Below are 11,714 nucleotides of genomic sequence, written 5' to 3' on the forward strand. Positions count from 1 at the left end.
GGAAGCTCCCGATGGAGAGAACGTCATCATGGCGACGCCCGGAGCCAGCACGGCGCGTGACGCCGTCGCTGCCATTATAGCAAGCGCTCCGTCGCGCTTCAGGCGGCGCGCAACTCGTCCAGCCCGGCGCTGGTGCTGATCACCGGCGCGTAGTGCAGCTCGCGCCGCGCCTTGCTGATGTCCAGCGTCACTTCGACCGCCATGGTGGCGTATTCCTGGCGCGTGATGGGCGGCTTGATGAGGCCACGGCTGAGCGCCGCCAGCACATCGCCGACAGCGGCCAGCTTGCGCAGCAGCGCGCGCGGCACGTTCTTGTCCGGCACGCTGAGACCTTGCGTGGCCAGCAGGCGCGAGATGAAATCGCGGAACACCACCGGCTCGCCATCGGTGATGAAATACACGTGGCCGTTGGCGCCGTGCTGCAATGCCTTGTCGACGCCTTCGCACAGATTGGCGATGTGGGTGATGGAGGTGTGATAGTCGCCGCCGTCGATCCACGCCAGCTTGCCGGCGCGCGCGGCGGCTACCAGTTGCGGCAGCGCGGTGGTGTCGTCGCGTCCCCAGACAAAGCGCGGCCGCAGCACTACCACCGACATCGCCTCATTGGCGAAGGACAGCGCGATGCGCTCCGCTTCGGCCTTGGTGCGCGAGTAGCCGCCGGCCGGTTTGGACGGAAATTCATGCTCTTCGGTGGCGTTGACCAGCGGCTCACCGTTCAGCAACACCGACTCGGTGCTGATGTGGATCACGCGCTGGATGCCGGCATGGCGCGCGGATGCCAACACATGACGCGTGCCGTCCAGATTGGTCTGCCGCTGCGCCGGCGTGCACCAGCCGTGGTTGGTGTCGGCAGCGGCATGGATCAGCGTGTCGCAGCCGTGCATGGCGCTGCTGAGCGATGGCAACAGCAGATCGCCCTGCTCCGCCGTGGCGCCGCAGGCCTGCACGGCCGCCGCCGCTTGCGCACTGCGGGCGAGTGCGATGACGGTGTCGCCGCGCGCGATGAAATGGCGGATCAGGTTGCGGCCCACATAGCCGCTGCCGCCGGTGATGAAGATGCGGCTCATCTGGCGTCCACCAACCAGTCGATGTCCGCAAGAACCTGCGCGCGCTGGGCGGCGGGCAAATGGTGCAGATCCATCGCCTCCAGCAGCTTCAAGCCTTCCAGTGCGAGGTAGGCCAGCAGCGCGCCGCGCGGATGAGCGGCGTCGGCCGCCACCTTGGCGATCACGGCCGCCTGATTTTCCTGCACCGTGGCGCGCAATTCGCGGTCCTGCGCCAGCGCGGCGCACAGGTTCAGCGCGGTAGCGCGGAACTCTTCCGGCAGCGGTTGCGCAGCGGCAGCGATGCGGCCTCGAATGGCGGCGCTTGGCACATCGCCCAAGCTGGCGGTGACGCCATCGTTAAACGCGTTATCGTTGCGCACGGCGCGCTCGACCACGGCCGCGATCAACGCCTGCTTGGATTTAAAGTCATACAGCACGCTGGCCTTGCTGATGCCCGCCAGCTCAGCAACGGACTCCAGCGTCAGCCGCGCCGCCCCATCCCGCGCCACCACCTTCTCGGCCGCATCCAGAATCTGCTCCTGATCGATTACCCGCTTACGCCCCATCACATCCTCGATAATTTATATCCAACCGGTCGGATATTAATTATCGGGCGTTTGTTTGTCAAGCAGGCAGCAGCATCACCAGCTTCAGATCGTGGCGCTTGGCCAGGTGCAGCGTGACCTGGTTGAAGCTGAGTTCGCCCATGCTGGGATGCTGGAAACGGCGCAGCCCGCCCTCGCGGCTGACCACGTCCTGCAGCGGCCACAGCGCGCGGAATTCGGCGCTGTCCTGCGACAGATCGGCGATCAATGAGGCCAACGGTTGCTGGCCGGCGTGCCGGCCGATGTCGGCGCGGAATTCGGCGACCAGCCGGCGCGCACGGTCTTCCCAGTCGACAATCAGGCCGCGCGCGGCGGCGCTGCGGAACATGAAGCGCAGCAGGTTGGGCCGCGCCGACGACGAGGCCACATCCAGCCAGCCGCCGAACAGCGCCGCCGCGTGGGCGTTCCAGGCCACCGCGTCCCACTGCCGGTCCAGCATGTAGGCCGGCGCATCGATGGCGGCGACGATATCGTCCAGCGACTCGCCGTCAGGCGCCGCCTCCGCATCGTGCTGCGGGTCCAGCCGCTCGGCCAGGCTGAACAGATAGCTGCGCTCGGCAGCGCTCAGGTGCAGCACCTCGGCCATGCGCGCCAGCAGCTTGCCGGACGCCGACACCTCCCTGCCCTGCTCCAGCCACGTCAGCCAGGTCGGGCTGACATCGCACAGCTGCGCCAGTTCCTCGCGCCGCAGGCCCGGTGTGCGGCGGCGGCCGCCGGCCGGCAAGCCGACGCTTTCCGGCGTGATGCGCTCGCGATGCGCGCGGATGAAATCGCCAAGCTTGTCTTGCATGGTAGTCCCTTATACCAGGATAAATCCTTGTCTTGTTACAGGATAAAAACCCACCTATTCTGCCCTGACTGATCCCACTTTTGGAGAAAACATCATGCAACAGCAAGCCGTTGTCGCCCGGCAGTTCGGCAATACCGCCAGCGCCTACCTGACCAGCACGGTCCACTCGCAAGGAGCCGACCTTGTACAATTGCGCGCGATCGCCGCCGCCGTGCCAAAGCCGCCGGTGGTGCTGGACCTGGGCTGCGGCGCCGGCCACGCCAGCTTTGCGGTGGCGCCGGTGGCGGCATCGGTGACGGCGTTCGATCTGTCGCCGGAAATGCTGTCCGTGGTGGCCAACGCGGCGCGTGATCGTGGCCTCGGCAACATCGGCACGCAGCAGGGCAACGTCGCCAGCCTGCCGTTTGCCGACGCCTCTTTCTGCATGGTGGTGACGCGCTTTTCGGCCCACCACTGGCTGGATGTGCCGGCCGCGCTGCGCGAAGTAAAGCGCGTGCTGAAGCCGCGCGGCGTGTTCGTCATCATCGACGTCACCGCGCCGGAAATGCCGCTGCACGACACCACGCTGCAAGCGGTGGAACTGTTGCGCGACGGCTCGCACGTGCGCGACTACCGGCCTTCGGAATGGACGAAGATGCTGGATGACGCCGGCTTCACGAGCGAGCGCGTCAACGACTGGAAGCTGGACATGAAGTTCGACGACTGGACCGCGCGCATGCGCACGCCGGCCGAGCGCGTCGCCGCCATCCGCAGCCTGTTCCGCACCGCACCGGAGGAAACGCGCGACTACTTCGCCGTGCAGGCCGACGATTCCTTCACCATCGACGCCACGCTGTTCAAGGCTGCGCAGCGGCCGCAATGACGGCGTCCCACGGCGTCTGTTCCGGGAACACGGTGTCGAGGAAACTGAGGAAAGCCTTGACGTTGGGATTGCCGCGCCGGCTTTGCGGCCACAGCGCGGTAATGGTCGAACGGTCGACCGCGTAGTCGGCCAGCACCGGCACCAGCTCGCCGCGCGCTACGTAACGGGCAGCCACATAGGTCGGCGACATGCCGATGCCGCCCTGCCCCGCCACCATCTCGGCGACGGCGTCGCTGGCGTTGACGACCGCCCAGCTGGATGGCGTCACTTCCATCACGCGGCCATGCAGCATGAAGGGCCACTTCAGCAACTGCCCCGAGCTTTGGAAGCGGAAGTTGACGCAATCATGCTGCGCCAGATCGTCCGGATGCTGCGGCGTGCCGCGTGCCGCCAGGTAGGCCGGCGAAGCAAATGCACACAGCCGGTGCGGCGCCAGCCGGCGCGAGATCAGGCGCGAATCCGCCAGGTCGCCGACGCGGATGGCGACGTCAATGCCTTCCTTGATCAGGTCGACAAACTCGTCGCCCAGGCGCAGGTCGATGGATAGCTTGGGAAAGCGCTGCTTCAGCAAGGCCATCTGCGGCACCAGGATCTGCGTGCCGATCGGCAGCGGCGCGGCGACCCGCAACGTGCCGGCCGGCTCAGCCTTGGCGCTCAGCACCGCCTGCTCGATTTCCTCCGCCTCGCGCAGCAAGCGCAGCGCGCGCTCGTGCAGGTCGCGTCCCTCGGCGGTCAAGGTCAGCGAACGCGTGGTGCGCGTGAACAGCGACAGTCCCAACTGATGCTCCAGCCGCTGCACGCTCTTACTGACCGCCGACGGCGAGATCGCCAGCGAACGTGCCGCAGCCGTATAGCTGCCCAGCGACGCCGCGCGCGCAAAGGCAATCAATCCCGTCAACCGTTCCAGTCCAATTTGTGCCGTCATGGCATGATTAAAACGAATCCTAGCCGCATTGTCAAACTTATGGCATCAACCTAATCTTGTTCCTGTCAGCGCCGAGCGCGCTAAATTCCAGGAGCAAACAACATGAGCAACCTCTTCAACGAACTGCAAGGCAAAACCGTCCTGATCGTCGGCGGCACTTCCGGCATCGGCCTGTCGGCAGCCATCCAGGCCAAGGCGGCCGGCGCGGCCGTCATCGTCACCGGCTTCGACGTCGGGCGCGCTGCCGGCGTTGCAGCCGAACATGGTTTCGCCGGCTATCGCGCGTTCGATGTCACGCGGGCGGAATCGGCGGCGCCGGCACTGGCCGACATTCCTGCGGTCGACCATCTTGTGCTACTGGCCGGCAGCTTCGTCACCGGCAGCGTGCTGCAGACCGAGCTGCCGCATCTGCAACGCGCCTTTGACGAACGGCTGTGGGCCGCCGTGCACATCATCCGCGCCCTGGGCGACCGCCTCGCCGCCGCAGCATCGATCACCTTCATCTCCGGCATGCTGGCCGACCGGCCGAACGCTCACGGCACCGCCATCCTGGCCTCGGCCAGCGCGGCAATGGAAGCCTTCGCGCGCGGCCTGGCGCTGGAGCTGGCGCCGCGCCGCGTCAACACGCTGTCGCCCGGCCCGATCAACACACCGCTGTTCGACAAGGCGCTGGGCGCCGGCCGCGACGCCTATGTCGCCAACCTGGAAGCGACGCTGCCGCTGCACCGTCTCGGCAACGCCGACGAAGCCGGCGCCGCCGTGCTGTTCCTGATGGCCAACGGCTACATGAACGGCGCCACGCTGCATGTCGACGGCGGGGTCCGCCTGGTCTGACAAGGGCCCGCATGCGCCTGCCAGTTGACATGGCATACTATGCTCCAACACTCACACCAGGAGACAGGCATGCAGGGAAATCGTCGTAATTTTCTCAAGCTGGGCGCCACCAGCGCAGCGGTTGGCGTTTTGGGGCAGGCGGCTGCGGCCGACATCGAAGCACCACAGGTCGGCGCCATCGCGCCGCTGGCGGCCAAGCTGGGCCTGCGCCTGGTCACCTTCGCGCCGGGTCCGCAGGACAAGCCGCGTGTCGGCGTCGTGTTCGATGATGGCCAGGTGATCGATATCGGCGCCGAAGCCAAGCGGCAAAAGGTCAAGCTGGCGTTCGATCCCGATTCCATGCTGTCGCTGATCGACAGCGGCGACCAGGGCCTGGTGCAGGTGCATGCGCTGGCCGAACGCGCCGCCCTGCTGCGCATCATGCGTCCCACCGTCAACCACGTGCGGCTGCTGTCGCCGATTCCGCGACCGCGCGCCAACATCTATGCGGTCGGTTGGAATTACCTCGATCATTTTGAAGAAGGCAAAGCGGCGCGGGTCGACCGCGTGGTGACGGAATATCCGGCCAATCCGGTGTTCTTCACCAAGGGCGTCAACACCATGAACGGCCCGTTCGACACCATCCCCTTCGACGCCAGCAACTCCACGCAGGTGGACTGGGAAGCAGAACTGGCGGTGGTCATCGGCCGTGGCGGACGCAACATCAAGGAAGAGCAGGCGATGAACCACGTGTTCGGCTACGCCGTCTACAACGACACCACCGCCCGCGACGTCCAGCAGAAGCGCCACGGCGGCCAATGGTTCAAAGGCAAAAGCCTGGACGGTTATGGCCCGATGGGACCGTGGATCGTCACGGCGGCCGGCTTGAATCTGGACGACGCCCGCGTCATCAGCCGCGTCAACGGCGTGGAGAAACAGAACGCCAGCTACAAGCAGATGTACTTCAAGATTCCGCGCGTGATCGCCGAACTGTCGCGCGGCATGACGCTGGAAGCGGGCGACATCATCACCACGGGCACGCCGTCCGGCGTCGGTTTCAGCCGCAAGCCGCCGGAATTCATGAAGCCCGGCGACGTGATGGAAACCGAAGTCACCGGCATCGGCATCATCCGCAACGTCATCAAGGCGGAAGGCTAGTTTAGTTGCTGCAAATCAAAATTATTCGGTCATACGGATGACATGATGAGCTTCCCTGTTTCCACATGGAGCACGTCATGTCCAACTGTCAGAATTGCGGCGCGGAGAATCTCGCGGCCTTGGTCAACTGCACCGCTTGCGGAACAACCATGCCGCCAGCCGATCTGCCGGACGACATTTCGCAAATATGGCGCATACGCTTTGATTTGATCGAAAAGGCCGGCGGCCCTGGCCTGCCGATGCGGCAGCAACTCGGCTTTGGCGAACACTTCCGCATGACCTGGAATATTTGGGCGTTTCTCTTCGGCCCGCTGTACTTCCTCGTCAAAGGCATGTGGCGCAAAGCGCTGGTCTACTGGTTGCTGGGTTTTGTGCCACTCATGCTGATTGATTTGGCGTCGCCAGACAACGAATTGGGTTCACTGAAATTTGGCGTCAACATCGCAGCAGCGGCATGGTGCATGCTGCGCTCCAACACCGACTACTATCGCAAGCTGGTCTTGAAGGACAACGGCTGGTGGTAAAAAAAAACGGCGCCACTGGCGCCGTCTTCCTGATTACAGCTGGCCCAGCAGGGTTTCAGCGTTCGACACTTCGAACTTGCCGCCCTGTTCGACGTTCAGTTGCTTGACCACGCCGTCCACCACCAGCAGCGAGTAGCGCTGCGAGCGGGTGCCCATGCCGAACTTGCTGAAGTCGGCGTCCAGGCCCAGTGCTTTCGAGTATGCAGCGTTGCCGTCAGCCATGAAGCGGACGATGCCGGTGGCTTTCTGGTCGCGGCCCCAGGCGCCCATCACGAACGCGTCGTTGACCGAGATGCACCAGATTTCATCCACGCCCTTGGCTTTGAATTCTTCCGCGTGCTGCACATAACCCGGCACGTGCTGGGCCGAGCAGGTTGGCGTGAACGCGCCTGGCAAGCCGAAGATGGCAATGGTCTTGCCTTTCGCCAGTTCCTGCACGTTGAACGTGTTCGGGCCCAGCGAGCAGCCTTCGGTTTCGATTTCGATGTATTCGGACAAGCTGCCTTCTGGCAATTGGTCGCCGATTTTGATGGTCATGGATGACTCCTTTATCTGCATGAATATAAAAAAAGCCGCACCCGAGGTGCGGCTCTTCCCGGAATAGAACCGGCAGTATGCCTTAATCGGCCTGTTTGCGCAGGAAGGCTGGAATGTCGTAGGTTTCCATGCCGTTCTTCTCCATCGCGCGCACCTGCTCGGAGGCCGACTCGCGACGCCATACCGCCGGCGCCTTCATGCCGTCGAACGCCGGCGAGGCGCCGCCGCCCATGCCGCTGGTCGCGCCCATCGACATGCCTTGCGCTGCCGCCGCGCCGCCCATGGCAGCCGATGGCATCATCGGGCTGTTGTGGGTGCCGGTACGCAGCATTTGCTGCGGCACCAGTTGCACGTGCTTCTTGGCTTTGCCCAGGCCGGTCGCAACCACGGTCACGCGGATGCTGTCGCCCATGTCGTCGTCGTAGGCGATACCTTGTGCGATCGATGCATCCGGCGCCGCAAACGCGCGCACGGCTGCCATGACTTCCTTGATCTCTTTACCTTTCAGGCCACGCGATGCGGTGACGTTCACCAGCACGCCGCGGGCGCCCGACAGGTCGACGCCGTCCAGCAGCGGCGAGGCCACGGCTTGTTCGGCGGCGATGCGCGCGCGGTCCACGCCGGAAGCGGTGGCGGTGCCCATCATGGCCTTGCCCTGCTCGCCCATGATGGTTTTCACGTCGTTGAAGTCGACGTTGATGTGGCCCGGCACGTTGATGATCTCGGCGATACCGGCGACCGCGTTGTTCAGCACATCGTCAGCGTGTTGCAGCCATTCGATCAGCGATTCGTCTTCGTAGATCTCTTCCAGCTTCTCGTTCAGGATCACGATCAGCGAGTCGACGTTGGCCGACAGCTGCTCCAGACCTTCGTCGGCGATGTCCATGCACTTCTGGCCTTCGTGCGAGAACGGCTTCGAGACGACAGCTACGGTCAGCGCGCCCAGCGACTTGGCCACTTCGGCCACGATCGGCGCCGCGCCGGTACCGGTGCCGCCGCCCATGCCGGCAGCGATGAACACCATGTGCGCGCCGCGCAGCGAATCTTCAATGCGCTGGCGCGATTCTTCCGCCAGGCGACGGCCGACGTCCGGCTTCATGCCTGCACCCAGGCCGGTCTCGCCGATCTGGATGATGTTGTCGGCCTTCGAGGTGGCCAGTGCTTGCGCATCGGTGTTGGCGGCGATGAACTCGACGCCCGACATGCCTTTGTTGATCATGTGCTGCACCGCATTGCCACCCGCACCGCCAACGCCGACGACCTTGATGACGGTGCCTAAAGCTGCGTTATCGACCATATCGAACTCCATGATGTGACTCCCTATCAGAATGCGGTTTTCAAGCGCCAGTCCTCATAATTGTAGGAGAACTGGGGATTGAAAACTGCGGTTTAATATAAAAAATTTCTAGTACGTCCCGTATGCCTCAGAAGTTCCCGAGGAACCATTCCTTCATGCGCTGCCAGACTGCCTTTACCGAACCATCCTGCCGCGTGACGATGTGGCCACGCAGGTACTGCTTTTTCGCTTCCTGTAACAGGCCAAGCACGGTCGCGTAGCGCGGACTGCGCACCACGTCGGCCAGCTGGCCACGATAATCCGGCGTGCCAAGACGCGCCGGCTTGAGGAATATGTCTTCCGCCATTTCGACCATGCCCGGCATGATCGCGGTGCCGCCGGTCAGCACGATGCCCGAGGACAGCACGCCTTCATAGCCCGACTCGCGCACCACCTGGTGCACCATGGCGAACAGCTCTTCGACGCGCGGCTCGATCACCGCAGCCAGCGCCTGGCGCGACAGGTTGCGCGGACCGCGGTCGCCCAGGCCCGGCACTTCCAGCGATTCGCCCGGATCGGCCAGCACCTGCTTGGCCACGCCGTAGCGGATCTTGATCTCTTCCGCTTCCGTGGTCGGCGTGCGCAGCGCCATCGCGATGTCGTTGGTGATCTGGTCGCCGGCGATCGGGATCACGGCCGTGTGGCGGATCGCGCCGTCGGAGAACACCGCCACGTCGGTGGTGCCGCCGCCGATGTCGATCAGCACCACGCCCAGTTCCTTCTCGTCGCCGGTCAGCACTGCATCGGCGGAGGCCATCGGTTGCAGGATCAGGTCCGACACTTCCAGGCCGCAGCGGCGCACGCACTTGACGATGTTCTGCACTGCCGATACCGCGCCAGTGACGATGTGCACTTTCACTTCCAGGCGGATGCCGCTCATGCCGATCGGCTCGCGCACATCTTCCTGGCTGTCGACGATGAACTCTTGCGGCACGGTGTGCAGCAATTGCTGGTCGGTCGGAATGTTAACCGCCTTTGCCGTTTCAATGACGCGCGCTACGTCGGTCGCCGTCACTTCTTTATCTTTGATCGCCACCATGCCGCTCGAATTGAAGCTGCGGATATGGCTGCCCGCGATGCCGGCGTAGACATTGCGGATCTTGCAGTCGGCCATCAGCTCCGCTTCTTCCAGCGCGCGCTGGATCGATTCCACGGTCGCTTCGATGTTGACCACCACGCCTTTCTTCAGGCCTCGCGATTCGTGCTGGCCCAGGCCAATCACTTCGTGGCGTCCATCGGCCATCACCTCGGCCACCACGGCCACCACTTTGGAGGTGCCGATATCGAGGCCGACGATCAGGTTTTTCGCGTCTTTAGTCATTTCTTCTCTGCCTGCTAGTTATGCTTGGTGTCCGGTTTTTTCACTAATGGTTTTGGCTTCGCGCCTTCCGCTGGAATCTTCAGTCCCTGCGCGCTCAACGCCAAACCGTTCTGGTACCGCATGTCGATCGTTTCTATATTAGGCAGATGCTCCACCAGCTGCGGATAAATGCCCACCAGCCGGTCTACCCTTTCCTTCAACGTGGTGCTGGTCTGTTCCCGTCCCAGCGCCACGCTCATTCCGTTATCCAGCCTCACCGTCCACGCATAGCGGCCCGACAGCGACAGCGCCTGCGGCACCAGCTTGAGCGGCGCAAACCAGTTGCGCAACTCGTCGTACCGCGACAGCACTTCCTTCTCGCTGCCGTCCGGACCATCAAACTCCGGCAGCGCGTGATCCTCTTCCGCCTCGGCCAGGTTGGCAGTGAACACATCGCCCTTGGTCGACAGCAGCCTGCCATCCTCACCCCAGGTGCCCAGCGCCTCATGCTCTTCCAGCGCCACGATCAACTGGTCCGGCCATTCGCGGCGTACCGTTGCGCGGCGTACCCAGGGCACGGACTCAAACGCCTGGCGTACCGCATCCAGGTTGGTGGTGAAGAAGTTACCCTTGATCCGACCCAGCGCGTTGTTACGCAGCGTCAGGTGATTCACATGCCGCAAATCGTCCTGCGGCCCGATACTCTCGATACGGATGGTGCGCAGGTTGAACATCGGCCGCTGCGACACCCACCACACGCCGGCTGCTATGCAGGCCAGCAGCGTCATCGCAACGATGCCGCTGGCGGTTGCATTCAAAGCCTTCGCGTCTTGCCACATCTACTGCTTATCCCTTCAACTTCAAACGGGCCGTGCGCAGGATTTCCACGCACAGGTCCTCATAGCTGATGCCTTCCGCGCGCGCCGCCATCGGCACCAGCGAATGGCTGGTCATGCCCGGCGAAGTATTCACCTCCAGCAGGAACGGCTTCTGGTCACGTTCGCGCAGCAGCACATCGACGCGTCCCCAGCCCTCGCAGCCCAGCGTGCGGTAGGCGTCCACCGCGATGCGCTGCATCTCGGCGGTCAGCGCATCCGGCAGCACGGCCGGGCAGTGATACTTGGTGTCGTCGGTGAAGTACTTGTTCTGATAATCGTAATTGCCTTCCGGTGCGACGATCTCCACGATCGGCAGTGCGCGCGCAGTGGCGCTGCCGCCCAGGATGGCGACCGTGAATTCGCGGCCGGTGACAAATTCTTCCGCCAGCACCGAATCGTCCAGCGCGGCGGCGATATCGTACGCGGCCTGGAAGGCGCCGGCTTCGCTCACCTTGGTGATGCCGATGGTCGAACCTTCATGCGGCGGCTTGACGATCAGCGGCAGGCCCAGATCGGCAGCGGTGGCCGCCAAATCCGATTGCGCGTTCAGCACCGTGTAGCGCGGTGTCGGCAAGCCGGCGTTCAGCCACACGATTTTGGTGGTGATCTTGTCCATGCCCACCGAGCTGGCCATCACGCCGCTGCCGGTGTAAGGAATGCCCAGCAGTTCCAGCGCGCCTTGCAGGCTGCCGTCTTCGCCGTAACGGCCGTGCAGCGCGATGAACACGCGGTCGAATTTTTCCGCCGCCAGTTCGGCCAGCGAGCGTTGGCCCGGATCGAAGGCGTGGGCATCGATGCCTTTGCTCAGCAGCGCAGCCAGCACGCCGGCGCCGGACATATTGGATACTTCACGTTCCGCAGAACGGCCGCCAAACAGCACGCCGACCTTGCCGAATGCCGCCGTGTCTTTCACGTCTTGTGGATTGATGGTACTCACGAT

At 63.9% G+C, this 11,714-nt stretch carries 13 protein-coding genes; 4 read left to right on the plus strand and 9 right to left on the minus strand.

The features are described from left to right. Nucleotides 1-98: 98 nt before the first annotated feature. The 3 genes from GTP69_RS17635 to GTP69_RS17645 are packed head-to-tail and all read right to left on the minus strand — an operon-like array spanning nt 99 to nt 2,441. Complete coding sequence (locus tag GTP69_RS17635; protein ID WP_161056089.1) at nt 99-1,067, minus strand: NAD-dependent epimerase/dehydratase family protein; 969 nt, start codon at nt 1,065-1,067, stop codon at nt 99-101. Then, on the minus strand, nt 1,064-1,612 hold the full coding sequence (locus tag GTP69_RS17640) for a TetR/AcrR family transcriptional regulator (protein WP_161056090.1): 549 nt from the start codon (nt 1,610-1,612) through the stop codon (nt 1,064-1,066). The genes GTP69_RS17635 and GTP69_RS17640 overlap by 4 nt, the downstream gene beginning before the upstream one ends. Nucleotides 1,613-1,670: 58 nt before the next feature. After that, nucleotides 1,671-2,441 carry a helix-turn-helix transcriptional regulator gene (locus tag GTP69_RS17645; protein WP_161056091.1) on the minus strand — a complete coding sequence of 257 codons (771 nt, stop codon included), beginning with the start codon at nt 2,439-2,441 and terminating at the stop codon, nt 1,671-1,673. Between the two features lie 94 nt (nt 2,442-2,535). Between GTP69_RS17645 and GTP69_RS17650 the strand changes: the two genes are divergently transcribed. Next, the gene (locus GTP69_RS17650) at nt 2,536-3,303 is read left to right on the plus strand and encodes a class I SAM-dependent methyltransferase (protein WP_161056092.1); all 768 of its coding nucleotides are present in this window, start codon (nt 2,536-2,538) and stop codon (nt 3,301-3,303) included. Here the strand turns inward: GTP69_RS17650 and GTP69_RS17655 are convergent. After that, nucleotides 3,278-4,228 carry a LysR family transcriptional regulator gene (locus tag GTP69_RS17655; RefSeq protein WP_161056093.1) on the minus strand — a complete coding sequence of 317 codons (951 nt, stop codon included), beginning with the start codon at nt 4,226-4,228 and terminating at the stop codon, nt 3,278-3,280. The genes GTP69_RS17650 and GTP69_RS17655 overlap by 26 nt on opposite strands. Before the next feature lie 102 nt (nt 4,229-4,330). Here GTP69_RS17655 and GTP69_RS17660 point away from each other — a divergent pair, with 102 nt between their 5' ends. The 3 genes from GTP69_RS17660 to GTP69_RS17670 all read left to right on the plus strand — a co-directional run bounded on the left by GTP69_RS17660 (nt 4,331) and on the right by GTP69_RS17670 (nt 6,723). After that, nucleotides 4,331-5,062: an SDR family oxidoreductase gene (locus GTP69_RS17660; RefSeq protein WP_161056094.1), complete on the plus strand. Its 732-nt coding sequence runs from the start codon at nt 4,331-4,333 to the stop codon at nt 5,060-5,062. A gap of 69 nt (nt 5,063-5,131) precedes the next feature. Next, entirely contained in the window at nt 5,132-6,199 is a 1,068-nt protein-coding gene (locus tag GTP69_RS17665; RefSeq protein WP_161056095.1) for a fumarylacetoacetate hydrolase family protein, read from the plus strand. 65 nt (nt 6,200-6,264) lie between these two features. After that, nucleotides 6,265-6,723 (plus strand): DUF2628 domain-containing protein, encoded by a 459-nt coding sequence (locus GTP69_RS17670; RefSeq protein ID WP_161056096.1) that lies wholly within the window; start codon nt 6,265-6,267, stop codon nt 6,721-6,723. A 33-nt stretch (nt 6,724-6,756) separates the two neighbouring features. Here the strand turns inward: GTP69_RS17670 and GTP69_RS17675 are convergent, their stop codons facing one another. From GTP69_RS17675 to GTP69_RS17695, 5 genes are all read right to left on the minus strand, one after another. After that, entirely contained in the window at nt 6,757-7,260 is a 504-nt protein-coding gene (locus GTP69_RS17675) for a peroxiredoxin (protein WP_161056097.1), read from the minus strand. Nucleotides 7,261-7,342: 82 nt separating this feature from the next. Beyond that, nucleotides 7,343-8,569 (minus strand): cell division protein FtsZ, encoded by a 1,227-nt coding sequence (gene ftsZ, locus GTP69_RS17680; RefSeq protein ID WP_161056098.1) that lies wholly within the window; start codon nt 8,567-8,569, stop codon nt 7,343-7,345. Between the two features lie 115 nt (nt 8,570-8,684). After that, nucleotides 8,685-9,917, minus strand: a complete 1,233-nt coding sequence (gene ftsA / locus GTP69_RS17685) for a cell division protein FtsA (RefSeq protein WP_110847264.1) — start codon at nt 9,915-9,917, stop codon at nt 8,685-8,687. Nucleotides 9,918-9,931: 14 nt separating this feature from the next. Further along, on the minus strand, nt 9,932-10,735 hold the full coding sequence (locus tag GTP69_RS17690) for a cell division protein FtsQ/DivIB (RefSeq protein WP_110847265.1): 804 nt from the start codon (nt 10,733-10,735) through the stop codon (nt 9,932-9,934). A 7-nt stretch (nt 10,736-10,742) separates the two neighbouring features. Beyond that, nucleotides 10,743-11,711: a D-alanine--D-alanine ligase gene (locus GTP69_RS17695; protein WP_161056099.1), complete on the minus strand. Its 969-nt coding sequence runs from the start codon at nt 11,709-11,711 to the stop codon at nt 10,743-10,745. Between the last annotated feature and the right edge of the window lie 3 nt (nt 11,712-11,714).

The sequence above is a fragment of the Duganella levis genome, assembly GCF_009857605.1.
Classification (GTDB): domain Bacteria; phylum Pseudomonadota; class Gammaproteobacteria; order Burkholderiales; family Burkholderiaceae_D; genus Rugamonas; species Rugamonas levis.

Excerpts from the sequence above, each read along its gene's own strand:
- GTP69_RS17655 (WP_161056093.1), bottom strand. The coding sequence starts at position 4,228 with ATGACGGCACAAATTGGACTGGAACGGTTGACGGGATTGATTGCCTTT.
- ftsZ (WP_161056098.1), bottom strand. The coding sequence starts at position 8,569 with ATGGAGTTCGATATGGTCGATAACGCAGCTTTAGGCACCGTCATCAAG.
- GTP69_RS17675 (WP_161056097.1), bottom strand. The coding sequence starts at position 7,260 with ATGACCATCAAAATCGGCGACCAATTGCCAGAAGGCAGCTTGTCCGAA.
- GTP69_RS17635 (WP_161056089.1), bottom strand. The coding sequence starts at position 1,067 with ATGAGCCGCATCTTCATCACCGGCGGCAGCGGCTATGTGGGCCGCAAC.
- GTP69_RS17660 (WP_161056094.1), top strand. The coding sequence starts at position 4,331 with ATGAGCAACCTCTTCAACGAACTGCAAGGCAAAACCGTCCTGATCGTC.
- GTP69_RS17645 (WP_161056091.1), bottom strand. The coding sequence starts at position 2,441 with ATGCAAGACAAGCTTGGCGATTTCATCCGCGCGCATCGCGAGCGCATC.
- GTP69_RS17690 (WP_110847265.1), bottom strand. The coding sequence starts at position 10,735 with ATGTGGCAAGACGCGAAGGCTTTGAATGCAACCGCCAGCGGCATCGTT.
- GTP69_RS17665 (WP_161056095.1), top strand. The coding sequence starts at position 5,132 with ATGCAGGGAAATCGTCGTAATTTTCTCAAGCTGGGCGCCACCAGCGCA.
- GTP69_RS17650 (WP_161056092.1), top strand. The coding sequence starts at position 2,536 with ATGCAACAGCAAGCCGTTGTCGCCCGGCAGTTCGGCAATACCGCCAGC.
- ftsA (WP_110847264.1), bottom strand. The coding sequence starts at position 9,917 with ATGACTAAAGACGCGAAAAACCTGATCGTCGGCCTCGATATCGGCACC.
- GTP69_RS17640 (WP_161056090.1), bottom strand. The coding sequence starts at position 1,612 with ATGGGGCGTAAGCGGGTAATCGATCAGGAGCAGATTCTGGATGCGGCC.
- GTP69_RS17670 (WP_161056096.1), top strand. The coding sequence starts at position 6,265 with ATGGAGCACGTCATGTCCAACTGTCAGAATTGCGGCGCGGAGAATCTC.